This window comes from Rudaea sp. (assembly GCF_036560865.1).
Taxonomy (GTDB): domain Bacteria; phylum Pseudomonadota; class Gammaproteobacteria; order Xanthomonadales; family Rhodanobacteraceae; genus Rudaea.
Genome location: NZ_DATBQK010000144.1, coordinates 15,046 through 40,007, shown reverse-complemented (window position 1 = coordinate 40,007; position 24,962 = coordinate 15,046). Strand labels below are relative to the sequence as shown.

The window sequence follows — 24,962 nt, the reverse complement described above, 5'->3', positions numbered from 1 at the left end:
AGCCAATTGACCGTGCCGCTCAAGGAGTTTTGGCAGGCACCCGCCCGTAACGGTCTTCCAGGCGCACGATATCGTCCTCGCCGAAATAATCGCCGCATTGCACTTCGATCAGATGAATATCAGTCGTCGTGGGATTTTCCAGCCGATGCAGGGTTTCGGCCGGAATATAGGTCGCTTCGTTGCGCTGAAGCAGGAACTCGCGATCGCCGACCCTGACCTTGGCCGTACCCTGCACCACCGTCCAATGCTCGCTGCGGCGGTGATGCAGTTGCAGGCTCAACACCTGGCCGGGCTTCACCGTGAGCCGCTTGACCTTGCAGTCTGCCGCGTCCTCAAGCACGGTGTAGCTGCCCCACGGACGTTGCACGGTCTGGTGGAAGCGCACGCTGTCGTCGTTGTCTGCGCGCAGACGCTCGACGACCTGCTTGACCTGCTGGGTGTGATCGCGATCGGACACCAGCACCGCATCGCCGGTATCGACGATGACCAGATCCTTGACCCCGACCGCCGCGACTATGCGCTTGTCGCTCTGGATATAACAATTCTCGCTCTCGATGACGACGGCTTTGCCGTGCACGCGGTTGCCGGCCGCATCAGGCTGGGCGCCGGATTGGATCTCGCTGACCGCTTTCCACGAACCGATGTCGCTCCAGTCGAAACCGGCCGCAATCACCGCGCGCCGATGCGCGCGCTCCATGATCGCGTAGTCGATCGAAATATCGGGCATCGCCAGAAACGTATCCCTGGCAAACTCGATCGGGCTTTCGTGGCCGATCGCTGTGGCATGGCAGGCCTGCGCCGCGGCGAGCACATCCGGGCAGGCCTCCTGCGCCGCGGCCAGCAACGCGTCGACGCGGAAGCAGAACATGCCGGAATTCCACAGGTAATCGCCGCTGGCGAGATAGGCGCGTGCCGTGTCGAGATCGGGTTTCTCCACGAATGCCGCAATTTCGGCTCCTATCGAATGAACCTCGGCCGCAGGCCGGCCCGACGCCCCTTCCCCTGCTTGCGGGGGAAGGATGGGATGAGGGCCGAGGATCGCATTGCCCCGACGGATATAGCCGAAGCTGGTATCGGGTTGCGTCGGCGCAATACCGAAGGTGACCAGCCAGCCATCCTGCGCCAGTGCCTCGGCCCTGCCGACGTCGGCAGCGAACGCATCAATGTCCTGGATCAGGTGATCCGCCGCGAGGACCAGCAAGGTCGCATCCGCACCGAACTGTTCGCGCGCATGCAGCGCAGCGAGCACGATCGCCGGCGCGGTATTGCGCCCGGCCGGTTCGAGCAGGAAATCCAGCTTGTCCAGATCGGCGCCCGAATGACGCGCATATTCGTCGCGATTGAGAAAATAGTGATCGCGCCCGGTGACCGTGAGCACGTTGCCGCCGCTGGCGACGCGCAGCGCGCGCGTCAGGGTCTTGTACAACAGCGATTCGCCGTCGCGCATGCGCATGAAAGGCTTGGGATAAGCGCTGCGCGAAACCGGCCACAAGCGAGTACCGGCGCCGCCGGAAAGGATTACGGGTATCAACATGGAGTCATGGCGTCTTGCACACCCTCTTTTCCTCTCTCGGCCAGCTCGCCGATCGTGGCGTCCAATCCTTCCTGCCAAGGCGGCATGATCAGACCGAAACGTTCGCGCAACTTGGTCGTATCGAGTACGGAATAGGCCGGCCGCTGCGCCTTGGTCGGAAAGTCAGCGGAGCGTATCGCCGCGACCTCGGGCACGCGCTCAAGAATACCCGCTTGCCCGGCACGTTCGACGATCGCGCGAGCAAAACCGCACCATGTCGTTTCACCCGCGGCGGCGAGGTGATAGATGCCATTGTAACCCGCGCGCTGCGCGCTATCACCGGCCATCCAGCGCATCAGAACGGCGCTGGTGGTCGCCGCGATCAGCCTGCTTGAGGTCGGCGCGCCGTGCTGGCCATCGACCACGGTCAACCGGTCGCGCGCGCGCGCGATACGCAGCATCGTGCGCAGAAAATTGCCGCCGCGCGCGCCGTAAACCCACGCGCTGCGCAGGATCAGGCAGTCGCAACCGGATTCGTACAGCGCGATTTCACCGGCCAGTTTGCTGCGACCATAAGCGCTGAGGGGCGCTGTCTCGTCGTTCTCGCGATACGGCCGCCGACCCGACCCGTCGAACACGTAGTCGGTCGAGTAGTGCAACACCAGGGAGTTTCGGCGCGCCGCCCACTCGCCGATCTGCGCCAATGCCGCGCTGTTGATGCGTGCGGCCAGATCAGGTTCGTCTTCGGCCCTGTCAACCGCGGTATACGCTGCTGCATTTACCACAATGTCGCATTGTGCGGAATCGAGCGCTCGCGCGAGCGAGTCCGCATCGGCAAGATCGGCGCGCAGACAGCCGATACCGCCCGGCAATTTGCCGCTGCGCGTCGCAACGATCAATTCGCCGAGCGGTGCCAGTGAGCGCTGCAACTCGAAGCCGACCTGGCCGTTCGCGCCGAGCAGCAGGACTCTCACGCCAAGCCCGCAGCTTTCGCAATCGCGCATAGCCGATCAGACATATTCCGGCAGCCTGTCGTGTGGCACATCGCGCAGAAACGGCGTGCGCTGATCCTTCTCGGAGAGCAGCGGCGCGCTGATCGGCCAGTCCACGGCGATATCCGCGTCGTTCCAGCGCACGCCCGCATCGGCGGCGTGATCGTAGAGTGCGGTGCACTGGTAGACGAAGGTGGCGTGGTCCGAAAGCACGGCAAAGCCGTGGGCGAAGCCTTCCGGTATCCAGAAATGGCGCTTGTTGTCGGCGGACAGCACGGCCGCGGTCCAACGCGCGAACGTTGGCGAACCGCGGCGGATATCCACTGCAACGTCGTAGACCTCGCCTTCGAGCACGCTGACCAGCTTGCCCTGCGGATTCGGCCATTGGTAGTGCAGGCCGCGCAGCACGCCGCGCGCCGAGCGCGAGACATTGGTTTGCACAAAGCGCAGATCGAGCCCGGCCTTTTTATACTTTTCCGCGTGGTAGCTTTCGTAAAAAAACCCGCGCGCATCGCCGATCGTCTGCGGTTCGATGACAAGGCAACCGGGCAGATCGGTTTCAATCAGCTTCATGCGCGCGTCCCTGCTTCACCAGCTGCTGCAGATACTGGCCATAGGCGTTCCTGGCCAGCGGCGCGGCCAAGCGCTGCACCTGCTCGGCATCGATCCAGCCGCTGAGATAGGCGATCTCCTCGGGACAGCAGACTTTCAGACCCTGGCGGTTTTCGATCGTCTCGATGTAATTCGACGCTTCAGTCAGCGACTCATGCGTGCCGGTATCGAGCCAGGCGAAACCGCGACCGAGTTTTTCCAGCATCAGGGACGCATCGTCGAGGTAGCAGCGGTTCAGATCGGTGATTTCGAGCTCACCGCGCGGCGAAGGCTTGAGCCCCGCAGCGAAATCGCAGGCGCGGCGATCATAGAAATACAGGCCGGTCACTGCATAGTTCGACTTCGGTTGTCGTGGCTTTTCTTCGAGGCCGGAAACTTTGCCGCCGCTGTCGAATTCGGCGACGCCATAACGCTCCGGATCGCGTACCCAGTAGCCGAAGACCGTGGCGCCCTGCGTGCGCGCTGCGGCGCGGCGCAATACCTCGGTCAGCCCGTGGCCGTAAAAAATATTGTCGCCAAGAATCAGGCAGCTTGGATCGCCGCCAACGAACTCGCGCCCAATAACGAACGCTTGCGCCAGTCCGTCCGGCGACGGCTGCGCCGCGTAGCGGATATCGATTCCCCACTGCGAACCGTCGCCGAGCAGTTTCTGGAACAGGGCCTGTTCGTGCGGCGTATTGATGATCAGCACCTCGCGGATGCCGGCCAGCATCAGCGTCGACAGCGGGTAATAGATCATCGGTTTGTCGTAGACCGGCAGCAACTGCTTGCTGATCACCTGGGTCAGCGGATACAGCCGCGTACCGGAACCGCCGGCGAGAATGATGCCTTTTTGTGTGCTCATTTACGCATCTCGCCTCAAATCCCGCCTTGCCCCAAACGCTCGCCGCGATAGCTGCCGTCGAGCACGCGTGCGCTCCAGCTCTCGTTCGCAAGATACCAGTCCACGGTCTTCGCGATTCCCGATTCGAAACTCTCGCTCTGACTCCAGCCCAGCTCGCGCTTGAGCTTGCCCGCGTCGATCGCATAGCGCCGGTCGTGACCGGGACGATCCTTGACGAAGGCGATCAGGGCCTCGCGCGTGGCGCCATTGGCCAGCGGCCGACGCTCGTCGAGCAGCGCGCAGATCGTCTTCACGACATGGATATTCTCGCGCTCGGCATCGCCACCAACATTGTAGACTTCGCCCGGTTTGCCGGCCTCGAGCACGCAGCGGATCGCGCTGCAATGATCGCCGACGAACAGCCAGTCGCGCACATTGCGGCCGTCGCCGTAGACCGGCAGCTTCTCGCCGATCAGCGCCTTGTGGATCATCAGCGGAATCAATTTCTCCGGAAACTGGTATGGCCCATAGTTGTTGGAACAATTGGTGGTCAAGGTCGGCAGGCCGTAGGTGTGGTGGAAAGCGCGCACCAGATGATCGGACGAGGCCTTGGATGCCGAATACGGCGAATTGGGTGCGTACGCTGTCTGTTCAGTGAACTTGCCACTCTCGCCGAGCGAGCCATAGACCTCGTCGGTCGACACATGCAGAAAACGGAAGTTCGTTTGTTCGCTCGGCGGCAGCGCGCGCCAGTGCGCAACCGCGCTTTCGAGCAGGCCCAGGGTGCCGACGACATTCGTGTGCACGAACTCGGCCGGCCCGTCGATCGAGCGATCCACATGCGATTCGGCAGCGAAGTTGACGATCGCATCGATGCGCTGCTCGACCAGCAGTTTGCCGACCAGCGCACGGTCGCCGATATCGCCCTGCACGAACACATGCCCCGGATTGCCGCGCAAGGTCGCGAGCGTATCGAGATTGCCGGCGTAGGTGAGCTTGTCGAGATTGACAACGCGATGGCCCTGCGCAACCGCGGACAGCACGAAGTTACCGCCAATAAAGCCGGCGCCACCGGTAACCAGAAGATTCTTCATCAGCACAAGGTTTTCATCAAAGTAGGATTTCCAAGGCCTCAAAGCGCCCGGTCGGACCCGGGGCACCGCAAGGCCGCGCATTTTAGCGCAGATGGACCGCATGCCCGGAAAATCGGCCGGTTTCAAGCCAAATCCATCGTCGATTCACGACGAAAAACAGGCTGCGCAAGGCCCTGCTACACTCCACGCCAGACCGCTTTCACCCGACAGGATGATCAAAGAAGTCGCACTGGTTGTTTTTCTCGCCCTGCTCAACGGGTTTTTCGCGCTCAGCGAAATGGCGCTGATGACCTCGCGCAAGCTGCGTCTCAAGCGGCTCGCGCAGACCAGCCGGCGTGCGCAGATCGCACTGGATCTGGCGCAACGGCCCGAGCAGTTTCTTTCGACGGTCCAGGTTTTCATCACCCTGCTCAGCATCGGTACCGGCACCGCACTCGGCGCGCGCATTGGCAACGAAATCGCACATCTGCTCGACGATCTGCACCTGCCCTGGATCGCCGAATACGCCGCGCCTATCGGTATCGCGCTGAGCGTTTCCGGCATCACCTTCGCCAATATGCTGCTCGGCGAGTTGCTGCCGAAGCGGCTGGCCTTGGTGCACCCGGAAAAGTTTGCCGTCGCCACCGCGATTCCGATGCGCGTGATGACCTGGATCGCGCTGCCGTTCGCCATCGTGCTGATCTGGATCACCCGCTTCCTGCTGCGCCTGTTCAAGTTCGACCAGGTCAGCGACGAGCGCGTCAGTGAGGAGGAAATCCGCCTGCTCGTTTCCGAAGGTGCCGAACAGGGCGTCATCGATTCGGACGAACGCAATATGGTCAATCGCGTGCTGCGCCTCGGCGACCGCAGCGTCGACAGCCTGATGACGCCGCGTCCGCGCATCGCCTGGCTCGATATTTCCGCGCCACTCAGCGAAAACCTGGCCACGATGCGCGAATCGTCGCACTCGCGCTATCCGGTCTATCGCGGCAGCGACAAGGACGTAGTCGGCGTGCTGCAGGTCAAAAACCTGATCGATGTCCTCGAAAATCCAAAAACTGAACTGTTCCGCACCTTGGCCAAACCAGTCTATGTACCCGGCACCGCGCGCGCACTCGATCTGCTCGAGGAGTTGCGCGAAGCAGAAACGCCGCTGGCTCTGGTCGTCGACGAGTACGGCGACATCGACGGTCTGGTCACCCTCAACGATCTGCTCGGCGCCGTCGTCGGCAAGGCCGCGACACCCGCGATCGAAACGGGTCTGGCCGGATCGGGCGATGCGCCGATCGTGCGTCGCGAGGACGGCAGCTGGCTGATCGATGGCGCGCTCGGCGTCGACGACCTGCGCGAACTCACCGGCTTCGCGCAGCTGCCGCACGAAGCGGAGGACGACTACCGCACCGCGGCCGGCATGGTGATCGCGCAATTCGGCCGCATTCCGCAAGTCGGCGAACACTTCGACTGGAGCGGCTATCGCTTCGAAGTCGTCGATCTCGACGGCGCGCGCATCGACAAGATTTTGATCGTCAGGACCGGTGAGACGACTGCTGTCGAGGACGATAGTGGCTGAGTCGGGAGTCGGGAGTCGGGAGTCGGGAGTCGGGAAAAGAATAAAAGTCTCGTCATTCCGGCGAAAGCCGGAATCCAGTGTCTTTGCTCCTCGATTTAAATGTTCGAAAAGCGAAGTCGCTGGATTCCGGCTTCCGCCGGGATGACGAGCAAGAAGCCCTCAGCCCTCAGCCCTGCCCTTCGCCAACCTCGCCATACGCTGCGCATCATCGAAAATACCACGCAGGATGCGCAACTCGCGCTGATCCAGACCCGCTTTGTTGAATAACCGGTGCAGTCGGCGCTCGATCGTGACCGGCGATCGCCCTTTGTGGAAATCTATATCTTTGAGCATTTGCGACAAATGCGTAAAGAAGTACTCCATCTGCTCGGCGGTCGCCGGTGGATCGGATTTTGCCGCAGCTTGCGTTCCGGATAGCGCATTTAGCTGAGTCAGGCGCAGTTCGTAGGCCAGCACCTGCACGGCCTGGGCGAGATTGAGCGAGGAATAGGTCGGATCGCTCGGGATATGCACGGCAACCTGGCAGCGCATCAACTCGTCGTTCTCCAGGCCGGTGCGCTCGTTGCCAAATACCACAGCCACTTCACCGCCCGCAGCAGCGGCCTGCATTGCCTGCGTGGCAGCTTCGCGTGGTGCGAGTTCCGGCAGCGGCACGCCGCGCCGGCGCGCACTGCAACCGAGCGCGAAGGTGCAATCGGCAATCGCCTCAACCAGAGTCGGCACGACGACGATGCGCTCGAGCACATCGTCGGCCCCGGCGGCCATCGCCGTCGCATCCGCATGCGGATACTTGTGCGGCGCGACCAGCACCAGGCGCGCGAATCCCATCGTGCGGATCGCGCGCGCCGCGGCGCCGATATTGCCCGGATGCGAGGGGCGCACGAGGACGAAGCGCAAGGATTGAGGGCTGAGGGCTGAGGGCTGAGGGCTGTCAGACATGAGGTGATTGTTGTCTTCTCCGGGCCCAATTATGCGCAATCCAACGTCTCGTCGCGCTTTTCGGCCCTCAGACCTCAGCCCTCAGCCCTGCCTTTATGCTAACCTGCGCGCCCGCCGGCCAGCCCGGACGGCGTTCTTTATCAAGCGATCGATTCGGAGTCATTCATGGCACGTCCCGCCATCAACGTCGCGGTGAAAGCCGCGCGCGCCGCCGGCAATATCATCCTGCGCTATCTGAGTCGCGTGGAGCATCTGGCCGTCGAGGAGAAGGCGCGCCACGACTATGTGAGCGAGGTCGATCGCCTGGCCGAAGCCGAAATCATCCGCGAACTGCGCCGCGCCTACCCCAATCACGCCGTGCTCGGCGAGGAATCCGGCTTGACCGGCAAGTCCAGCAAGGTGTGGATCATCGATCCACTCGATGGCACGCACAACTATCTGCGCGGCTTTCCGCATTTCTCGGTATCGATCGGCTTCCGCGATCACGGCGATCTGATCTACGGCGTGGTCTACGATCCGCTGCGCGACGAAATCTTCACCGCGAGCAAGGGCGACGGCGCGTTTCTCAACGACCGCCGCATCCGCGTGGCCAAGCGTGAAAACCTGCAGGGCGCCCTGCTCGGCACCGGCTTCCCGTTTCGTCAGCGCGAACACCTGAATGCACAGCTCGACATGACCCGCGCCTTGCTCGGCGAAGCCGAGGATATCCGCCGCACCGGTTCGGCCGCACTCGATCTGGCCTATGTCGCCGCCGGACGTCTGGACGGCTTTTTCGAAATCGGCCTGAACCCTTGGGACATGGCCGCAGGCGTGCTGCTCGTGCGCGAGGCCGCCGGTCACACCTGCGATTTCGCCGGCCGCAACGGCATGCCGGACAGCGGCAATATCATCGCCGGCAATCACTTCGTGGCAGCTGCCATGGCCAAGGTGATTTCAGCGCATTCGCCGCCGGCGTTGTTGAAAGCGTAAAAAAAGCAAATTGGCCGCAAAGAGCGCGAAGGGCGCAAAGTAAAAATTTTGTCTCTTTGCGTCTTTTGCGCTCTTTGCGGCTAAACCATTCTCTATCGCACGCTGGCGACGCGGCGATCGACGAAGGCGGCGGCGCGATCCAGCGCCGCATCAAGATCCACACTCAAATCCTCGATCGCTTCGATACCCACGGACAGGCGCAGCAGGCCGTCGCCGATACCGGCGACGCGGCGCGCCTCGGCATCCATCGCCGCATGCGTCATCGTGGCCGGATGCGCGACCAGGCTTTCGACGCCGCCAAGCGATTCGGCCAACGTGAAATTCTGCAGACCATCGACAAAGGCTTCGACCGCCGCGATGCCGCCGGCGAGGTCGAAGCTGAGCATGCCGCCGAAGCCGCGCTGCTGGCGCGCGGCTAGCGCATGGCCCGGATGCGTCGCCAGACCGGGGAAATATACTTTTTCCACGCTTGGATGCGCCGCGAGTTGATCCGCGAGCGCGGTGGCGTTTTCCTGATGCGCGCGCAGCCGCGGCTGCAGGGTGCGCAGGCCGCGCAGGGTCAGATAACTGTCGAACGGCGCGCCGGAGAGACCCAGGCAGTTGCACCACCAGGCGAGTTGCTCGCCGACTGCCGCATCCTTCCACACCACCGCGCCGCCGACCACGTCGGAATGGCCGTTGAGGTACTTCGTCGTCGAATGCACGACGATATCCGCGCCGAGCGCGATTGGCTGCTGCAGAGCCGGTGACAGGAACGTGTTGTCGACCACGACCAGCGCATCGACCGCATGCGCGAGCCGCGTCACCGCGGCGATATCGACGATGCGCAGCAGCGGATTGCTCGGCGTTTCGATCCACACCAGTTTCGGTTTGCGCGCGAGCGTCGCTGCCAGCGACGCCTTGTCGGAGAAATCCACTATTTCAATTTTATACAGCTCGCGCGCTGCCTGCGCCTTGAACAAGCGATAGCTGCCGCCGTAGCAGTCGTGCGGCACGACCAGTAGATCGTCCGGGCCGAACTGCGCGGTAATCAGGGTGATCGCGGACATGCCGGACGAGGTGACCACGCCGCCGACGCCACCTTCGAGTTCGGCCAAGGCACCGGCGAGCACGTCGCGCGTGGGATTGCCCGAGCGCGTGTAGTCGTAAGCGCGTTTCTTGGCGAAGCCGGCGAAGCTGAAATTCGTGGACAGGCAAATCGGCGGCATTACCGCGCCATGCGCGGCATCGCAATCGACACCCGCACGCGCGGCGATCGTGGCGGACTGGCGCGCCTTCGGCGTGGACAAGCTCATGGCGTGGTCTCCAGCGCTCTGGCGAACAGGGCACCGACCACGGCCTCCTCCTTGAGGAAGGCATCGTGGCCGTAGTTGGAGGAAATCTCGACGAGTTCGCAGCGCTCGCCGGCGCGCTGCGCGTATTCGTGCAGCAGCGACAGCGACACGGTCAGATCCTCGCGCACGGCGAACAGTGTGGTCGGCACGCGCACGCTGGCTGGATCGATTTCATGCGTATCCAGCGAACGTCCGAGGCAGCGGTAAGCGTCGGCATCGAAACGCTGGACGAACTTCTTGCCGTGATGATCGATCCAGCCGGTCACGCTGTCGGCAGGATCGTCCTGCTGCGTCGAGTCGGTGTTGAAGCGCTGTTCGACGCCTTCGGCCGTGCGGTAGCCAAGGACGGCCAGCGAACGAGCGAGAGCGAGCGCTTGCGTCGATCCGGTATCGCCGCCGAGATCGAGAATCGCGCGCTGCACATGGCGCAGGGCGATACCGAATTGCGCCGGTCGGTGCGCGGCGCTGAGCAGCACGAGACGGCGCAGGCGATCGCCGAGCAGCGCGGCAAGCTGCTGCGCGACATTGCCGCCGTACGAAGCGCCGACCAGCAGATGCACGCGGCGCACGCCGAGACGGTTCAACAGCAGCAGCAGTGCGCGCGCCTGGTCCGAGGTGGAAATCGCGGGGAAGTCGTCGTGCGGCGTTCCCCCCCACCCCGTGCCCTCCCCCGCTTCGCGGGAGAGGGGGAGTGATTTTCGCGCTGCGCGCGACGGATTTATTTCATGCCGTCCATGGCGCGGGCCGGTCGAGGCATCGCAGCCGCCGAGCCAGTCGATGCCGAGCAGACGATAACGGTTCGTGTCCAGCGCTTTGCCGGCGCCGCATTGGCTTTCCCACCAGCCGCGGCGCGCGCCTTGATCGGTATTTTCGGCACACAGGCGGCGGTGCGCGGAAATACCGCCGAGCACCACGATCAGTGGCGCATCGGCCGGACCGACACATTGCCAGGCGAGCTTTGCATTGCGCAATGCGGCGCCGGATTCGAGTACGAAAGGTTCGGGGAGCGCGAGTTCGCCCTGCTGCGATTGCACGGTCGCAGGAGTCGGCGAGGTCGCAGACTGCAGCGCAGCGCGACGCGGTTGCAGTGGCAGGGAAAGCTCGGCGCTCATTTCATCGGTCTCGTTGTTCACTCTTGCCCTCAACGAGACGGTGCGCGGTTCCAAGCGCTCGCCTCATCTTTCGGGGTCCACCGCAGCCACAAGGACTGCGGACCTCGCAGGAATTGGCACCAATCGCGCAATGGGGTTTTAACCGCATCTTGCAAAGGTTGCCCCGGCGTCGCTGGGCCCGCCCCTCAGCCGGTCTTGATGAGTACACGAGTGATTCTATCCAATAAAATATGGATGTCAAGACGTTTAGACGTCTATTTCATTCAGTATCGACAGCGGGCGCAGGGCGCGCCAAATCGCCTACGCAGTCTTGCGCTGGCTGGCGACGAAAATACCGAGCAGGGACAAGGCCAGACCGAACCAGGCCAGCGCCGTCGTCGCGCGCGCGAACAGCAGCACGTCGAGCACGAAGGACAGTGCCGGCTGCAACAACAGCAACAGGCCGACCAGGGACGCCGGCAGCTGCGGCATCGCCTGCGCGATCAGCACCCAGCCCAGCACTTGGCCGATGAAGGCCAGGGCCAGCAACGCCAACCAGGATTGCGTATCGGGGATCGCGAAGCTCTCGCCTTCCGCGACCACGGCGAGTGCAAGCATCAGCGCACACAGCAAACTGAGCAGGCACAGGGCGCGCTCCGGCGTCAGTTGTGCGCGGCGCAACTGAGCCTGGCGCAGGCTCAGCATGTAGACCGCATAGGCGATGCCGGTCAACACACCCAGTACGATACCGAAACGATAACCAGCATCCAGTCCATGCCAGTCGAACCCGACCAGCAACCACAATCCGAACATCGCCATCGCCACGCCGGCGAAAAATCGCCAGTCGAGCCGCTCGTGATAGAACACGACACCGGCCAGGGCCATCACGAACACCTGGAAATTGCCGATCAGGGTCGCGAGCCCCGGACCGATCAACTGGATACTGCGATGCCACATCATCAGATCCACCGCGAACGCGAGTGCTGGCACGAGCAGCCAGATCGCATCGCGCCAGCCGACGCCGCGCCATCGCCGGAGCGCGGTGAGCAGCACGACCAGCATGGCGCCGCCGAACGCCACGCGATAGAAAGCGGACACGGTCGGCGCGACATGCGCGTAACGCACGAAGATGCTCGTCGTGGAGATCAGCGCGGCGCCAGCGAGCAGGCGCCAGAACGCGCCACGCGGAACCGTACCGGCGGATGGGCGCGCCGCGCTCATACGCTGCGTTCGTGCAGCACCGCGAGCGGCTCGGTCACCGTCTCGGCCAGCCAGTCGCACAACGCGGGCAACGCAGCGATCGTCTCAACATAGGCGCGTGCCGACGCATCGAGTTCGATCGCATAGCTGATGAAGCGCAGCACCACGGGCGCATACATCGCATCGGCGATACTGAACTTGCCGAACAGGAACGGACCCTCGCCTGCGTGCCGTTCACGTGCTTCGCGCCAAATCGCGGCGACGCGTTCGACATCGCGCTGCGCCTCGACGCTGAGCGGCGGCGTGGCCACGCGCTTGCGGCAATTCATCGGCAGCGCCGCGCGCAGCGCCGTGAAACCGGAATGCATCTCCGCGCTGATCGCGCGCGCCCAGGCGCGCGTTGTGCGGTCGGCGGGCCAGGCGCGGCCGTCGAGAAAGCATTCGTTGGCGTATTCGCAAATCGCCAGCGAATCCCAGACGCGCACCTCGCCGTCGATCAATACCGGCACGCGGCCGGCCGGCGAATAGTCGCCGATGCGCGCGTAGAACTCCGGCGTGTCCAGCGGCAGCTTGATCTCGGTAAAGGCGACGTCGAACTGGCGCAACAGCAGCCAGGCACGCAGCGACCAGGAGGAATAGTTCTTGCTGCCGATCACCAGGGTCGGGGACGAGGTCATATGGGTTGTCGTTTAAAGAGGTGTGCGGCGCACTGGCCGCAGGAGAGCATGAGCTAAATCGATTCGCCGCCCCAGCCATCGTCGAAATCGGCATCGCTCAGTGCGGGGCCCGATCGTCGCTCGCACAGGGCCGCATCGATGCGTTCGGCAATCGGCCGCGCGTTCGGCCAGTCGACCTGCGCCACCATCACGTTGACCAGCGCATTTAGCGGCAATTCGCCGGCCGCGCCGGTGAGATATTGCCCACTGACGAAGGCAACGATGCCGGCTGCTTCAAGCGCGTTCTTGACCAGATTCGCATCGATGATGTTTTCCGCCTGATAAACGATTTTCATGCGCAGCCTTGGGTGCCTTCGCCCCCACGCTAGCGCATTCCGCACGCGCAGGCAAAGCGCTGCCCCATTCGTTTTCCGGCGGCTTATCCGTATACTCCTGTACTTTGGCCACAAACGGCCGCAGAGCCGCGGAAAAACCCCAGAAGAATGAGCAGCGACACCCCCGTCAGCAGCAATTTTATCCGCCAGATCGTGACCGCCGATCAGGCCGCCGGCAAGCACAATGGCCGTGTGGTCACGCGCTTTCCGCCCGAGCCGAACGGCTATCTGCATCTTGGCCATGCCAAGTCGATCTGCCTCAATTTCGGCGTCGCCGCGGATTACGGCGGCGTCTGCCATCTGCGCCTGGACGATACCAATCCGATCCGCGAAGACCCGGAATTCGTCGAAGCGATCAAGGCCGACGTGCGCTGGCTCGGCTTCGACTGGGACGCGCTGCGTCACGCTTCGGATTACTTCGAGGTCATTTATCTGTGCGCGCTGAAGCTGATCCGCGACGGCGTGGCCTTCGTCTGCGACCTTTCTGCCGACGAGGTGCGCTCGTACCGCGGCACGCTGACCGAGCCGGGTCGCAATTCGCCGTATCGCGAGCGCAGCGTCGAGGAAAATCTCGACCTGTTCACGCGCATGCGCGCGGGCGAGTTCGACGACGGAGCCAAGACCCTGCGCGCAAAAATCGACATGGCTTCGGGCAATATCAACCTGCGCGACCCGACCCTGTACCGCATCCGCAAGATAGCGCATCAGAACACCGGCACTGCCTGGCCGATCTACCCGATGTACGACTACGCGCATTGCATTTCCGATGCGGTCGAAGGCATCACGCACTCCTTGTGCACGCTGGAATTCGAAGATCACCGCCCGCTCTACGACTGGTGCCTCGCGCAGATCGATCTGCCGCATCATCCCGAACTCGTCGCGCCACTGATCGCTGCGGGCCTGCAGATGCCGGTGTCGACGCCGCAGCAGATCGAATTCGCGCGCGGCAATCTCGATTACACCGTGATGAGCAAGCGCAAGCTCGCGGCCATGGTCGAGGACAAACTGGTCGACGGCTGGGACGATCCGCGCATGCCGACGCTGTCGGGTGCACGCCGGCGTGGATATCCGCCCGCAGCGATCCGTGCGTTCTGGGAGCGCGCCGGGGTGTCCAAGCAGAATTCAGTGATCGAATATTCAGTGCTCGAGGGCTGTGTGCGCGAGGAACTCGATGCGAGCACGCCGCGCCGCCTCGCGGTGATCGACCCGCTGCGCGTGACGCTCACCAACCTGGCCGCCGATCACCTCGAAACACTGGCGTTCCCGAACCATCCGAAAAACGAGAGCTTCGGCACGCGCGCCGTGCCGTTCGCGCGTGAACTCCTGATCGAGCGCGAGGATTTCATGGAAACGCCGGTGAAAGGCTTCCATCGCCTCGTGCCCGGCGGCGAAGTTCGCCTGCGTGGCGTTGGCATCGCCCGGTGCGATGAAGTTGCGAAAGACGCCGATGGAAATATCGTCGAGCTGCGCTGCACGCTCGACACGGGCACGCGCGCAGGCCAGCCCGGCGCGGATCGCAAGGTTAAGGGCACGATCCACTGGGTCAGCGCGCGGCACGCGTTGCCTGCCGAGATTCGGCTGTACGAGCGTCTGTTCGATGCGCCGAATCCCGACGACGACAGCGACGGCAAAACCTATCGCGACCATCTGAATGCCAATTCGCGGCGCGTCGTGCGCGGCTACGTCGAAGCTTCGCTCGCCGACGTTCACGCCGAGCAGGCATTCCAGTTCGAGCGCCTCGGCTATTTCGTCACCGACCGCCGCGATCACACGCCCGGCAAACCCGTGTTCAACCGCAGCGTAACCTTGCGCGATTCGTTCACCAAAACGAAGTAAGAAAAGATCAAGATCGATTCAGCCGCAAAGAGCGCAAAACGCGCAAAGGAGAACAGAAAATTTTTGCTGGTCCTTTGCGTCCTTCGCGCTCTTTGCGGCCAATCGCTCCTGAAACGGTCTTCTGAAAAGGGAACTCCGAATGCACACCCTGCCGTCGCTGGTGAACCTGTCGCTGCCCGACTGGGTCGAGCGCGAAGTCGACGCTACGCGCATCTATGCCGACGACGAATCGCGCGTCGCCCTGGCCATCCAGCTTGCGCAGCGCAATGTCGAACTCGCCACCGGCGGCCCATTCGGCGCGGCCGTGTTCACGGCTGAAGGCAAGCTGGTGTCGGTCGGCGTCAATCGGGTCGTGCCGCAGAGTTGCTCGGTCGCGCACGCGGAAATGATGGCCTACATGCTCGCGCAGACGAAGCTGCAGCGCTTTCGCCTGAACGACCCCGACGGCGAATTCGTGCTCGCCACGAGCGCGCAGCCATGCTGCCAGTGCTATGGCGCGACCGTGTGGGCCGGCATCGACGAACTGCTGATCGGTGCGCGCGCCGAGGACGTCGAGGAGCTCACCGAATTCGACGAGGGCCCGCTGCCCGCCGACTGGGTCGGCGATCTCGAACGCCGCGGAGTGCGCGTCAAGCAGGACATCCTGCGCACGCAGGCGCGCGAAGTATTTGTGCGCTATCGCCAGCTCGGCGGCGCGAATTACTGAAAACCGCCGTTTGGCGGATAACGACGCAATGACCGACGAGCGCACATCTGCGCAACGCCTGATTCTCTATTGCCGGGCCGGCTTCGAGGGCGAATGCGCGCAGGAAATCGCCGCGCTGGCCGCGGCGGCGGGCATCCATGGCCATGTGCGCGCGCAGCGCGACAGCGCGTTTGCGGAATTCGTCGCGCCGGCCGGGTGCGACGAAGCCGATCTGCGCCGCCTCGCCGATGTACGCGCGCTGATCTTCGCGCGCCAGTGCGGCGTGGTTTTCGCCCAGCTCGACGATCTGCCCGCGCACGACCGCCTCACGCCGCTCATGACCGCACTGCGCGTACGCGGCGAGCGCTATGCCGAGGTTTTCATCGAAGCGCCGGACACCAACGAAGGCAAGGCTCTGGCAACGTTCTGCCGCAGCTTCGGCAATGCGCTGGTCGGAGCGATGAAAAACGCGCGTCTGCTCGATGCGGGCCTCTCCCGGCCATCCATGGCCTCCGAGGCACTTGGGCTCCTGCCCGGCGCCACCCGGCGCCTGCACGCCTTTTTTCCACAAAGCGCTAAAGTGTACTTGTGCAGCAATGATATCGCGCGCAGTTCGGCGTGGCCGCAGGGCATTCCGCGCCTGAAGTTTCCGCGCGAGGCGCCGAGCCGCTCGACGCTGAAACTCGACGAGGCACTGCTCGTGCTGCTCGACGAAGGCGAGCGCGAGCGCTGGCTCAAGCCCGGCATGAGCGCAGTCGATCTGGGCGCGGCGCCCGGCGGCTGGACTTGGCAGCTCGTGCGTCGCTCGTTGCGCGTGACCGCGATCGACAACGGCCCGATGGATGCGGCGCTGCTGCAATCCGGCCTCGTCACCCACGTGCGCGAGGACGGTTTCCGCTACCGGCCGAAGAAGCCGGTCGACTGGCTGGTCTGCGATATGGTCGAACAGCCTCGACGCGTGGCTGCGCTGATCGCGCAATGGCTGGCCGAAGGCTGGTGCCGGCACGCGATCTTCAATCTCAAGCTGCCGATGAAAAAGCGCTACGAGGAAACGCGGTTGTGCCTGGATTCATTGCGCAGTGAGCTGGCCGCGCACGGCCGCGGCGCCGATATCCGCGCCAAGCAGCTGTATCACGACCGCGAGGAAATCACGGTGTTTGCGCAGAGTAAATAGCAAACCAATCGTCATTCCGGCAGGGCTCGCCGGACTGCGCAGGCAGGATGCCGGAGCGAACGGCGAAGCCGACGCAAAGGGGGCGACAGGAGCTGCGCGCAATCCAGACTGCATGGATGCGACCTACGTGTACTTGCCTTGCATGCTTGCCATCCGTGGCCTCGATCCCGGCAATCCCTGCCGGGATGACGGCCTCTCATCATAGAGTAGTGCATCGTTTGTTTTACAAACGATTACATGCGGCGCGGCATCCACGCTATCCTTGCGCCCCTTTGCCGAGTTGGCCGCCAGGCGCCAGTTGAAAACCATTGACTGAATGAAACGCTTCCGCTCCCTGCTTCCCTTGATCGTGCTTATCGCGCTCGGTATCGCCCTGCTCTCGTCGGGCGTGCTCAATCGCCTGCGCCCGGAAACGCTTGCACTGGAACAGGCGAGCCTGCAGGCGCAGATCGCCCTGCATCCGCTGCTCGCTTCGCTCGCGCAAATCGCCGCGATGACCCTGGCGATCGCGACCGGGCTTCCGGGCATGATCGTGGTCGTGCTCGCCGGCGGCATGCTGTTCGGGACCGTGGCGGGAACGTTCCTGACGATGATCGGCGTGACCCTGGGCGCGCTGGTCCTGTTCCTCGCCAGCCGCTCCGCGTTCGGCGATCACAGCGGCGCCGACGCGCCCGGGCTGGTGACGCGCCTGCGCGGCGGCTATCTCGCCCACCCTGTCAGCTACACGTTTTTCCTGCGTCTGGTGCCGTTCTTTCCGTTCGGCGGCGTTACCGTCGCCCTGGCCTGGCTGCGCTGCCCGCTATGGCTGTTCGTCACCGCAACCGCGATCGGCGGCACCGTGATGATCGGCGTCGAGACCGCACTCGGCGCCGCACTGGCGCGCAATATCGGCGAGCAACAGTCGATCAATTCGAGCCTGCTGCACGACCCGGCGGTGCTGCTGCCGCTGGCGGGCATGGGCCTGCTCGCCTTGATCCCGGTCCTGATCAACAAACTGCGTGGCGGCGGCGGCTGAGCACGGCTGCGCGCATTGCGGCGGAATTTGAGCCCCGCGCCGCGCATGGGCTATCCTGCAGCGTTACGACAGGCGGCTGGCTGAGCAACGCCAGCCGTCGAGTTTCCGAGGCCGAGTTTTGACCCCCATCGTACGCACTTCCCCCCCGACTTCGTTCTGGCGCGCGTTGAGCCTCGCCGTTCTGGTCGCGTTGGCGAATATTGCGTTGTGGACGGCCGTGAACCAGCCCAAACAGGTGCCCGACTGGGACGGCAAGATCGGCGGCTTCGCCTATTCGCCGTACCAGCGCTTCCAGAATCCGCTCAAGCTGATCTTTCCGACCAGCGACGAGATCGACGCCGATCTGAAACTGCTGGCGACGCGCAGCGAGCGCATCCGCACCTATTCGTCGCTGGAAAACCCGGCAATTCCGGCGATCGCGAAAAAGTACGGGCTGAAAGTACTCGCCGGCACCTATCTGGACCATCGCATCCAGCGCAACGAGGATGAAATCGCCGCGCTGATCGATTCGACGCGACGCAACGACAATATCGATCGCGTCATGGTCGGCAACGAAACTCTGTTGCGCGGCGACATGAGCATCGATGCACTGATCGGCTATATCGACCGCGTGCGCGCCCAGGTCAAGGTGCCGGTGTCGACCGCCGAGCCCTATTGGGTGTGGATGAAATATCCGCAGCTGGCCAAGCACGTCGATTTCATCACCATCCATTTGTTGCCGTACTGGGAAAAAATTCCGCGCAAGGACGCGGTCGGCATCGGCGTGCTCAAGCGCTACAGCGAAATGCAAAGCGCGTTTCCTGGCATGCATATCCTGATCGGCGAAGTGGGCTGGCCTTCGGCCGGCGACCGCATCAGCGTGGCGACGCCCTCGGTCGAGGACGAGGCGCAGTTCATCCGCCAGTGGGTGAAGGAAGCCGCGTCGCGCAAGATCGACTATTACCTGATGGAAGCCTTCGATCAGCCGTGGAAGGAGGGCATCGAGGGCCGCGTCGGCGCCTACTGGGGAACCTATGGCGCCGACCGCCAGCAGAAGTTCGGCTTCACCGGCACCGTGGTCGAGGACCCGTCCTGGCCGCTCAAGGCCGCCGTAGCCTGCCTGCTGGCGCTGCTGCCGATGTTCTTCTTCGCCCGCCACTTCATCCGCTTTCGCTGGCCCGGACTGCTGTTCTTTTGTATACTTATCCAGATTTCCGCATCGCTGCTGGTCTGGTCGGTGACCTTGCCGCTGGCGTTCTACCTGGGACCGTTCGACTGGACCATGCTGGTGGTCCTGTTCCCGGCGCAACTCGCCATCATCCTGATCCTGCTGATCAACGGTTTCGAGTTCACCGAAGTGCTCTGGCGCAAATACTGGCTGCGCGGCTTCGGTCTGCTCACGCCCGAAGCCGGCGAGGTACAGCCCTTCGTCTCGATTCATCTGGCGAGCTGCAACGAGCCGCCGGAGATGGTGATCCTGACCCTGGATTCGCTGGCCGCGCTCGACTACGAGAACTACGAAGTCCTCGTGATCGACAACAATACGAAGAACGAGGATGTATGGAAGCCGGTCGAGGAGCATTGCGCCAAGCTTGGTGCGCGGTTCCGTTTCTTCCATTTGAATCCGTGGCCGGGCTTCAAGGCCGGTGCGCTGAACTTCGGTCTCAAGGAAACCGATGCGCGCGCGGAGGTCGTCGCCGTGATCGATGCCGACTACGCCGTGCGCGCGGACTGGCTGCGCGCGCTTACCGGCTATTTCCACGATCCGAAAGTCGCCGTCGTGCAATGTCCGCAGGCGCATCGCGATTGGGAACACAACGCATTCCGGCGCATGACCAACTGGGAATACGACGGCTTCTTCCGCATCGGCATGCATCACCGCAACGAGCGCAACGCGATCATCCAGCACGGCACGATGACCATGGTGCGCAGGGACCTGCTGCAGAACACCGGCGAATGGTCGGAGTGGACGATCTGCGAGGACGCCGAGCTCGGCCTGCGCCTGATGCACGCGGGTTACGACCTGGTCTATGTCGACGAGGTGATGGGCCGCGGTCTCACGCCGGCGGATTTCACCGCCTACAAATCGCAGCGCTATCGCTGGGCGTTCGGTGCAATGCAGATCCTCAAGGGCCGCTGGGGCTGGATGACGCGCAAAGGTCCGCTCACGGGCGGCCAGCGTTTCCATTTTCTCACCGGCTGGTTCTCGTGGTTCGCCGATGCGCTGCATCTGGCGTTCACCCTGCTCGCGCTCACATGGACCGCCGGCATGCTCGCCCTGCCCGAGTATTTTACCTTGCCGCTGGACCTGTTTATTTATCCGATCCTGGGTTTCTTCGTGTTCAAGGCCGTGATCGGTATAGTTCTATACCGCGTGCGCGTGCCCTGCTCGTGGAAGGACACCCTGATGGCTTCGATCGCGAGCATGGGACTGAGCCACGCGATCGCGCGCGGCATTTATCTCGGTCTGTGGAAGAAGAAAGGCGAATTCGTGCGCACAGCGAAGAGCCGGCGCCTGTCCAAGCGTCCGAATCCGCTCGCGGCCGTGCAGGAAGAGCTGCTGATGTTCATCGCGATCATCCTCGCGATCCTCGGCGTACTCGGCCTCCCCGGCGCGCTGAACAGCTGGCTCAGCGGCGTGCATGAACTGCCGGGCACGCGCCATCTCACCGATTACTCCGAAGGCAAGCTGTGGGTCGCGATCCTCGCCGCACAGGCGATACCGTATCTTTCCGCACTGATCGGCGCGACGGTCGCCGGGCGCGCCGGAGAAAAGAGCGGTTAGCTCCTATCCGGATTTGGCGGACAAACCGCGCGCCGCATAAAACTCCGCAGCGAATTCGCTCAGCCGTTGCGCGGCGATCGCCTCGCGCAAGCCGCGCATCAGATCCTGGTAATAATGCAGGTTGTGAATCGTCGCAAGCATCGGACCGAGCATCTCGCCGCACTTGTCCAGATGGCGCAGATACGCGCGCGAAAAACCGCTGCGGCAGGTGTAGCAGGCACAGGTTTCATCGAGCGGGCGCGTATCGCGCTCGTACTGCGCGTTGCGGATGCGCAGCACACCGCTGCGCGTGAAGATATGTGCGTTGCGCGCGTTACGCGTCGGCATCACACAATCGAACATGTCGATACCCCGCGTTACCGCCTCGACAATATCCTCGGGGCGGCCCACGCCCATCAGATAGCGCGGACTATGGGTCGGCAGCAGCGGTATCGTGTCTTCGAGCGTGCGATTGCGTTCGACTTCCGGCTCGCCGACCGCAAGGCCGCCGATTGCGTAGCCGTCGAAACCGATATCGATCAGCCGCTGCGCGGATACTTTGCGCAAATCCGCAAAAGTACCGCCCTGCACGATGCCGAACAGTGCATTCGGATTTGCCAGATCGTCGAACGCGCGGCGCGAGCGCTCGGCCCAGCGCAGACTGAGTTCCATCGAATCGCGCGCCTGCTTCTCCGTCGCCGGCTCGTTACCTATCAAATAAGGCGTGCATTCGTCGAAAATCATCGCGATATCCGAATCGAGAGCGCGCTGGATGCGCATCGACTCCTCGGGCGAGAGAAACACCTGCGCCCCGTCTACCGGCGAAGCGAAACGCACGCCCTCCTCGCTGATCTTGCGGCGCTCGGCCAGCGAGAACACCTGAAAGCCGCCCGAGTCGGTCAGGATCGGCTTGTCCCAGCCGATGAAGCGATGCAGGCCGCCGAACGACTCAATCACCGCCAGTCCGGGCCGCAGGTACAGATGAAACGTATTGCCCAAAATAATTTCCGCGCCGGTGTCGACGATCGACTGCGGCGTCATCGCCTTGACCGAGCCATAGGTGCCGACGGGCATGAATGCCGGCGTCTCGATCGCGCCGCGCGCCAACGTGATGCGCCCGCGGCGCGCGGCGTGGTCGGTGGAAAGCAGCTGAAATTGCATGGAAGTCATTGGTGAATTTCTTTGGCGGGCAAAATCAACATCGCATCGCCATAGGAAAAGAACCGGTAGCGCTGCGCAACGGCATGCCGATAGGCATCGAGAATCAACTCGCGCCCGACATAGGCCGACACCAGCATCAGCAAGGTCGATTCGGGCAAATGAAAATTCGTGATCAGCGCGTCCACGCTGGTGATGCGATAACCGGGGAAAATGAATATCTGCGTTTCGCCGGCGAAGGGTTCGACGATGCCGTCGCGCAGCGCGGATTCGAGCGCGCGCACCACCGTGGTGCCGACCGCGATCACGCGCCCGCCGCGCGCACGCGCCCGGCGCATCTTCTCGATCAGTTCGGCGCCGACATTGAGCCATTCGCGATGCATGACATGCTCTTCGAGCCGATCCTTGCGCACCGGTTGAAACGTGCCCGCACCGACATGCAGGGTGACGTAGCCGAAATCGACACCGCGTGCGCGCAGCGCCTCCAGCAACGGCGCATCGAAATGCAGTCCGGCGGTCGGCGCGGCGACTGCGCCGGGCTTGCGCGCATACACGGTCTGGTAGCGCGCCTCGTCCTCCGCGTCCGCGGTACGCGCGATATACGGTGGCAGCGGCATGCGGCCTAGTCTGGCCAGGAGTTTTTCCAGCGGCTCGGCGGCCTCGAAACGCAAGGTATAAAATTCGCCCTCGCGCCCGAGCACGGATATCGCGCTGCCGTCTTCGAGCAGAATGCGCGACCCGGCGCGCGGCTTTTTGCTCACGCCAAGCTGGGCCAGTGCGTCGTGTGTGCCAAGCACGCGCTCGATCAGAATCTCGACCGCGCCGCCGGTTTCCTTGTGCCCGAACAGGCGTGCCTGCAGCACGCGTGTGTCGTTGAACACGAGCAAGTCGCCCGCGCGCAGGTACTCGGTCAGATCGGTGAAATGCCGATCGTCGAACCTGCGCGCCGCGACATCGATCGCGAGCAGGCGGCTGGCCGAACGTACGGCCAGCGGCGCCTGCGCGATCAGTTCGCGCGGCAGATCGAAGTGGAAGTCGGTTTTTTTCACCGCGTAATTGTACGCGGTGGCAAGTTACACAGCAGATCATTCGCAAGCAGCCGTCCATGGATCTCCTCCGTTCGGCATCCTGCCTCACCTGTAATCCGCGGCGCGCGATACGGTTGGACAGCATTCCAAGTAGCCTTCCCTGGCGCGTCTCCGTTCGGCATCCTGCCTCACCTGTAGCCGAGCGCACGCGATGCGCTTCAACGCATCGCGTCAGCGCGCTTGGCTACAACCAGCCCTTCTGCCGCGCCAACCGATACGCCTCGATGCGATTGCCGACACCGAGTTTGCCGATCGCTTCGGACAGATAATTGCGCACCGTACCCTGCGACAAATGCAGTTGCTCGGCAATATCGCCCGCGGACATGCCCTCGCCCGCGAGACGCAGCACTTGACGCTCGCGATCGTTGAGCGGATCGGCCTCGCTCCAGGCTTCGAGCGCGAGTTGCGGATCGATTGCGCGCCCGCCGCGATGCACTTTGCGCAAGGCCTCGGCAAGCTGATCGGCCGGCGCGTCCTTCAACAAATAACCGCTGACGCCCGCATCCAGCGCACGGCGCAGAAATCCCGGCCGCGCGAACGTGGTCAGGATCACCACCTTGCATTCGAGGCCGCGTTCGCGGATGCGTAGTGCGAGTTCCAGGCCGGTCAGGCGCGGCATTTCGATATCGGTGACGACGACATCGGGCCCGCGGTTTTCCGATAGCGCGCGTTGCACCAGGGCCCAGGCCTCCTCGCCGTCGGCCGCGCTGCCGATCACCTCGAGGTCGGACTCGAGCCCGAGCAGTGCGGACAAGGCGCCGCGCACCATGGCCTGGTCTTCGGCGAGAAGGACGCGGATCATGATCGAAGAATCGGGAGCGGCATGCGCGTCATTGTAGGGCCGCAATGCGAACGCGGCCATTCCGGGCAATCGTGCCAGCCCGGGCGACCGCATGCGCCTGCATGCTACGCGCGCCGCAATGCCGCCGCAGGTGCGTCCACCGCGTGTTGGCCTTGCGGTATCGGCAAGCTCACGCTCAGTCGCGTGCCGCTTCCGCGCTGCGACTGGATACTGAGCTGCGCACCGACCGTCGCCAGGCGCTCGCGCATGCCGGTCAAGCCGTTGCCAGGCACGATCGCGCCGCCACGGCCGTTGTCCTCGATGCGCAGGACCACTTTGTTCTGCGCGCATTCGAGTGCGATGTGCGCCTGCGTCGCCTGCGCGTGGCGCTGGATGTTCGTCACCGCTTCGCGCACGGTCATCGCGAGTACGGTTTCGACGTCGACCGGCAACGCGATGTCGGCCAGCGCATAGTCGAGGCGCACGCTGTTGGACTCAAGCAGCAGCTTCGCCGACGCCAGTTCGGCGGCGAACCCCGCCGCGCGGATGCCGGTCACCGCACGCCGCACTTGTGCCAGCGCATCGCGGGCGACGCGCTCGACATCGGCCATTTCGCGCCTGGCGGCCGTCGCATCGCGACCGAACAATTTGTTGGCGAGTTCGGACTTGAGCGTGATCAGCGACAAGGTATGCCCAAGCAGATCATGCAGGTCGCGGCCGATGCGCTCGCGCTCGGCCACGGCGGCGAGGCGGCGCACTTCCTCGTGGCTGAGCCGCAGTTCCGCATCGCGCTCCTGCTTGCGCAGGAAATTGATGTTCATGAAACCGACTGCGAGGCTGACCAGCACACCATTGATCAGATACATCCAGGCGAAGCCGAGCAGCAGCAGCCATTGCGCGCTGTACAGTACAAGCAGCACGAATATATTGCGCAACGCGACGCGCGTGGGGCCGCTGAGCGCCAGATACGCGCAGGCGTAGATCACGTAGCACTGCGCGCCAGGGTTGAACGGCGTGACCGCGAAACCGAGCGCGGCCATTGCCGACGCACACCAGACCACCTGCGCGCGATCGCGATAGTAGATGCGATAAAACAGTCCGAGGAATACGACGAAGCTGCTCAGCGTCGGCCAGAGCCAGTGCGGGAATGCATTGCCGGTCTCGTACAGCGGCGTGAAGAACAGCCAGAACGTCCATACCAGCATCAAGGCCGGCAGCCAGTGCGTCGAGCGCTTCGCTCCCGTGTGATCCGCGTAGCCACGCAGCACCGAATTGGCGGACGGCGTGAAAATTCTGCTGAGCATGCCTGACATCC

The 24,962-nt window shown here is 63.6% G+C and carries 22 protein-coding genes and 1 riboswitch; of the genes, 7 read left to right on the top strand and 15 right to left on the bottom strand.

Annotation, left to right across the window (positions count from 1 at the left end):
* Nucleotides 1-19 precede the first annotated feature (19 nt).
* Genes VIE67_RS14045 through rfbB form a run of 5 tightly spaced genes read right to left on the bottom strand, consistent with a single transcriptional unit; the run spans nucleotide 20 to nucleotide 5,034 of the window.
* A complete protein-coding gene (locus VIE67_RS14045) occupies nucleotides 20-1,534 on the bottom strand; it encodes a mannose-1-phosphate guanylyltransferase/mannose-6-phosphate isomerase (RefSeq protein WP_332027072.1) in 1,515 nt (504 codons plus the stop codon).
* Complete coding sequence (gene rfbD / locus VIE67_RS14040) at nucleotides 1,528-2,517, bottom strand: dTDP-4-dehydrorhamnose reductase (RefSeq protein ID WP_332027071.1); 990 nt, start codon at nucleotides 2,515-2,517, stop codon at nucleotides 1,528-1,530. The genes VIE67_RS14045 and rfbD overlap by 7 nt, the downstream gene beginning before the upstream one ends.
* 6 nt (nucleotides 2,518-2,523) lie before the next feature.
* On the bottom strand, nucleotides 2,524-3,078 hold the full coding sequence (gene rfbC / locus VIE67_RS14035) for a dTDP-4-dehydrorhamnose 3,5-epimerase (RefSeq protein WP_332027069.1): 555 nt from the start codon (nucleotides 3,076-3,078) through the stop codon (nucleotides 2,524-2,526).
* Nucleotides 3,065-3,961, bottom strand: a complete 897-nt coding sequence (rfbA, locus tag VIE67_RS14030) for a glucose-1-phosphate thymidylyltransferase RfbA (protein WP_332027068.1) — start codon at nucleotides 3,959-3,961, stop codon at nucleotides 3,065-3,067. Before rfbA ends, rfbC begins: the two co-directional genes overlap by 14 nt.
* 14 nt (nucleotides 3,962-3,975) lie before the next feature.
* A complete protein-coding gene (rfbB, locus tag VIE67_RS14025) occupies nucleotides 3,976-5,034 on the bottom strand; it encodes a dTDP-glucose 4,6-dehydratase (protein WP_332027067.1) in 1,059 nt (352 codons plus the stop codon).
* A 211-nt stretch (nucleotides 5,035-5,245) separates the two neighbouring features.
* Between rfbB and VIE67_RS14020 the strand changes: the two genes are divergently transcribed.
* Nucleotides 5,246-6,583, top strand: coding sequence for a hemolysin family protein (locus tag VIE67_RS14020; protein ID WP_332027065.1), 1,338 nt, complete (start codon nucleotides 5,246-5,248; stop codon nucleotides 6,581-6,583).
* Between the two features lie 159 nt (nucleotides 6,584-6,742).
* On the opposite strand, the gene VIE67_RS14015 is transcribed toward VIE67_RS14020, so the two are convergent.
* Complete coding sequence (locus VIE67_RS14015; RefSeq protein WP_332027064.1) at nucleotides 6,743-7,522, bottom strand: RNA methyltransferase; 780 nt, start codon at nucleotides 7,520-7,522, stop codon at nucleotides 6,743-6,745.
* 165 nt (nucleotides 7,523-7,687) lie between these two features.
* On the opposite strand from VIE67_RS14015, the gene VIE67_RS14010 reads away from it, so the two are divergent.
* Complete coding sequence (locus VIE67_RS14010; RefSeq protein WP_332027063.1) at nucleotides 7,688-8,491, top strand: inositol monophosphatase family protein; 804 nt, start codon at nucleotides 7,688-7,690, stop codon at nucleotides 8,489-8,491.
* Nucleotides 8,492-8,583: 92 nt separating this feature from the next.
* Here the strand turns inward: VIE67_RS14010 and metB are convergent, their stop codons facing one another.
* From metB to VIE67_RS13985, 5 genes are all read right to left on the bottom strand, one after another.
* A complete protein-coding gene (gene metB / locus VIE67_RS14005; RefSeq protein WP_332027062.1) occupies nucleotides 8,584-9,786 on the bottom strand; it encodes a cystathionine gamma-synthase in 1,203 nt (400 codons plus the stop codon).
* Nucleotides 9,783-10,958: an alpha/beta fold hydrolase gene (locus VIE67_RS14000; RefSeq protein ID WP_332027061.1), complete on the bottom strand. Its 1,176-nt coding sequence runs from the start codon at nucleotides 10,956-10,958 to the stop codon at nucleotides 9,783-9,785. Before VIE67_RS14000 ends, metB begins: the two co-directional genes overlap by 4 nt.
* Nucleotides 10,959-10,997: 39 nt before the next feature.
* A riboswitch (SAM riboswitch) is annotated at nucleotides 10,998-11,142 on the bottom strand.
* A gap of 95 nt (nucleotides 11,143-11,237) precedes the next feature.
* Complete coding sequence (locus VIE67_RS13995; RefSeq protein ID WP_332027087.1) at nucleotides 11,238-12,137, bottom strand: DMT family transporter; 900 nt, start codon at nucleotides 12,135-12,137, stop codon at nucleotides 11,238-11,240.
* Nucleotides 12,134-12,793 carry a glutathione S-transferase family protein gene (locus tag VIE67_RS13990; RefSeq protein WP_414707374.1) on the bottom strand — a complete coding sequence of 220 codons (660 nt, stop codon included), beginning with the start codon at nucleotides 12,791-12,793 and terminating at the stop codon, nucleotides 12,134-12,136. The genes VIE67_RS13995 and VIE67_RS13990 overlap by 4 nt, the downstream gene beginning before the upstream one ends.
* 53 nt (nucleotides 12,794-12,846) lie before the next feature.
* Nucleotides 12,847-13,128 carry a putative signal transducing protein gene (locus VIE67_RS13985; RefSeq protein WP_332027060.1) on the bottom strand — a complete coding sequence of 94 codons (282 nt, stop codon included), beginning with the start codon at nucleotides 13,126-13,128 and terminating at the stop codon, nucleotides 12,847-12,849.
* Between the two features lie 147 nt (nucleotides 13,129-13,275).
* Between VIE67_RS13985 and VIE67_RS13980 the strand changes: the two genes are divergently transcribed.
* From VIE67_RS13980 to VIE67_RS13960, 5 genes are all read left to right on the top strand, one after another.
* The gene (locus tag VIE67_RS13980; RefSeq protein ID WP_332027059.1) at nucleotides 13,276-15,003 is read left to right on the top strand and encodes a glutamine--tRNA ligase/YqeY domain fusion protein; all 1,728 of its coding nucleotides are present in this window, start codon (nucleotides 13,276-13,278) and stop codon (nucleotides 15,001-15,003) included.
* A 139-nt stretch (nucleotides 15,004-15,142) separates the two neighbouring features.
* Nucleotides 15,143-15,709 carry a nucleoside deaminase gene (locus VIE67_RS13975; RefSeq protein ID WP_332027058.1) on the top strand — a complete coding sequence of 189 codons (567 nt, stop codon included), beginning with the start codon at nucleotides 15,143-15,145 and terminating at the stop codon, nucleotides 15,707-15,709.
* Between the two features lie 28 nt (nucleotides 15,710-15,737).
* The gene (gene rlmM / locus VIE67_RS13970) at nucleotides 15,738-16,862 is read left to right on the top strand and encodes a 23S rRNA (cytidine(2498)-2'-O)-methyltransferase RlmM (protein WP_332027057.1); all 1,125 of its coding nucleotides are present in this window, start codon (nucleotides 15,738-15,740) and stop codon (nucleotides 16,860-16,862) included.
* Between the two features lie 316 nt (nucleotides 16,863-17,178).
* Nucleotides 17,179-17,877 carry a TVP38/TMEM64 family protein gene (locus VIE67_RS13965; protein WP_332027056.1) on the top strand — a complete coding sequence of 233 codons (699 nt, stop codon included), beginning with the start codon at nucleotides 17,179-17,181 and terminating at the stop codon, nucleotides 17,875-17,877.
* A 118-nt stretch (nucleotides 17,878-17,995) separates the two neighbouring features.
* Nucleotides 17,996-20,641 carry a glycosyltransferase gene (locus VIE67_RS13960; RefSeq protein WP_332027055.1) on the top strand — a complete coding sequence of 882 codons (2,646 nt, stop codon included), beginning with the start codon at nucleotides 17,996-17,998 and terminating at the stop codon, nucleotides 20,639-20,641.
* 3 nt (nucleotides 20,642-20,644) lie between these two features.
* On the opposite strand, the gene tgt is transcribed toward VIE67_RS13960, so the two are convergent.
* From tgt to VIE67_RS13940, 4 genes are all read right to left on the bottom strand, one after another.
* On the bottom strand, nucleotides 20,645-21,790 hold the full coding sequence (gene tgt / locus VIE67_RS13955) for a tRNA guanosine(34) transglycosylase Tgt (protein ID WP_332027054.1): 1,146 nt from the start codon (nucleotides 21,788-21,790) through the stop codon (nucleotides 20,645-20,647).
* Nucleotides 21,787-22,827, bottom strand: coding sequence for a tRNA preQ1(34) S-adenosylmethionine ribosyltransferase-isomerase QueA (queA, locus tag VIE67_RS13950; RefSeq protein ID WP_332027053.1), 1,041 nt, complete (start codon nucleotides 22,825-22,827; stop codon nucleotides 21,787-21,789). Before queA ends, tgt begins: the two co-directional genes overlap by 4 nt.
* Before the next feature lie 223 nt (nucleotides 22,828-23,050).
* Nucleotides 23,051-23,668, bottom strand: a complete 618-nt coding sequence (locus VIE67_RS13945) for a response regulator transcription factor (protein WP_332027052.1) — start codon at nucleotides 23,666-23,668, stop codon at nucleotides 23,051-23,053.
* Nucleotides 23,669-23,772: 104 nt separating this feature from the next.
* On the bottom strand, nucleotides 23,773-24,951 hold the full coding sequence (locus VIE67_RS13940; RefSeq protein ID WP_332027051.1) for a sensor histidine kinase: 1,179 nt from the start codon (nucleotides 24,949-24,951) through the stop codon (nucleotides 23,773-23,775).
* Between the last annotated feature and the right edge of the window lie 11 nt (nucleotides 24,952-24,962).

What these genes read in the sequence shown, in the direction of transcription:
- VIE67_RS14045 (WP_332027072.1), bottom strand. Translation starts at nt 1,534, where the DNA reads ATGTTGATACCCGTAATCCTTTCCGGCGGCGCCGGTACTCGCTTGTGG.
- rfbD (WP_332027071.1), bottom strand. Translation starts at nt 2,517, where the DNA reads ATGCGCGATTGCGAAAGCTGCGGGCTTGGCGTGAGAGTCCTGCTGCTC.
- rfbC (WP_332027069.1), bottom strand. Translation starts at nt 3,078, where the DNA reads ATGAAGCTGATTGAAACCGATCTGCCCGGTTGCCTTGTCATCGAACCG.
- rfbA (WP_332027068.1), bottom strand. Translation starts at nt 3,961, where the DNA reads ATGAGCACACAAAAAGGCATCATTCTCGCCGGCGGTTCCGGTACGCGG.
- rfbB (WP_332027067.1), bottom strand. Translation starts at nt 5,034, where the DNA reads ATGAAGAATCTTCTGGTTACCGGTGGCGCCGGCTTTATTGGCGGTAAC.
- VIE67_RS14020 (WP_332027065.1), top strand. Translation starts at nt 5,246, where the DNA reads ATGATCAAAGAAGTCGCACTGGTTGTTTTTCTCGCCCTGCTCAACGGG.
- VIE67_RS14015 (WP_332027064.1), bottom strand. Translation starts at nt 7,522, where the DNA reads ATGTCTGACAGCCCTCAGCCCTCAGCCCTCAGCCCTCAATCCTTGCGC.
- VIE67_RS14010 (WP_332027063.1), top strand. Translation starts at nt 7,688, where the DNA reads ATGGCACGTCCCGCCATCAACGTCGCGGTGAAAGCCGCGCGCGCCGCC.
- metB (WP_332027062.1), bottom strand. Translation starts at nt 9,786, where the DNA reads ATGAGCTTGTCCACGCCGAAGGCGCGCCAGTCCGCCACGATCGCCGCG.
- VIE67_RS13995 (WP_332027087.1), bottom strand. Translation starts at nt 12,137, where the DNA reads ATGAGCGCGGCGCGCCCATCCGCCGGTACGGTTCCGCGTGGCGCGTTC.
- VIE67_RS13990 (WP_414707374.1), bottom strand. Translation starts at nt 12,793, where the DNA reads ATGACCTCGTCCCCGACCCTGGTGATCGGCAGCAAGAACTATTCCTCC.
- VIE67_RS13985 (WP_332027060.1), bottom strand. Translation starts at nt 13,128, where the DNA reads ATGAAAATCGTTTATCAGGCGGAAAACATCATCGATGCGAATCTGGTC.
- VIE67_RS13980 (WP_332027059.1), top strand. Translation starts at nt 13,276, where the DNA reads ATGAGCAGCGACACCCCCGTCAGCAGCAATTTTATCCGCCAGATCGTG.
- VIE67_RS13975 (WP_332027058.1), top strand. Translation starts at nt 15,143, where the DNA reads ATGCACACCCTGCCGTCGCTGGTGAACCTGTCGCTGCCCGACTGGGTC.
- rlmM (WP_332027057.1), top strand. Translation starts at nt 15,738, where the DNA reads ATGACCGACGAGCGCACATCTGCGCAACGCCTGATTCTCTATTGCCGG.
- VIE67_RS13965 (WP_332027056.1), top strand. Translation starts at nt 17,179, where the DNA reads ATGAAACGCTTCCGCTCCCTGCTTCCCTTGATCGTGCTTATCGCGCTC.
- tgt (WP_332027054.1), bottom strand. Translation starts at nt 21,790, where the DNA reads ATGACTTCCATGCAATTTCAGCTGCTTTCCACCGACCACGCCGCGCGC.
- VIE67_RS13945 (WP_332027052.1), bottom strand. Translation starts at nt 23,668, where the DNA reads ATGATCCGCGTCCTTCTCGCCGAAGACCAGGCCATGGTGCGCGGCGCC.
- VIE67_RS13940 (WP_332027051.1), bottom strand. Translation starts at nt 24,951, where the DNA reads ATGCTCAGCAGAATTTTCACGCCGTCCGCCAATTCGGTGCTGCGTGGC.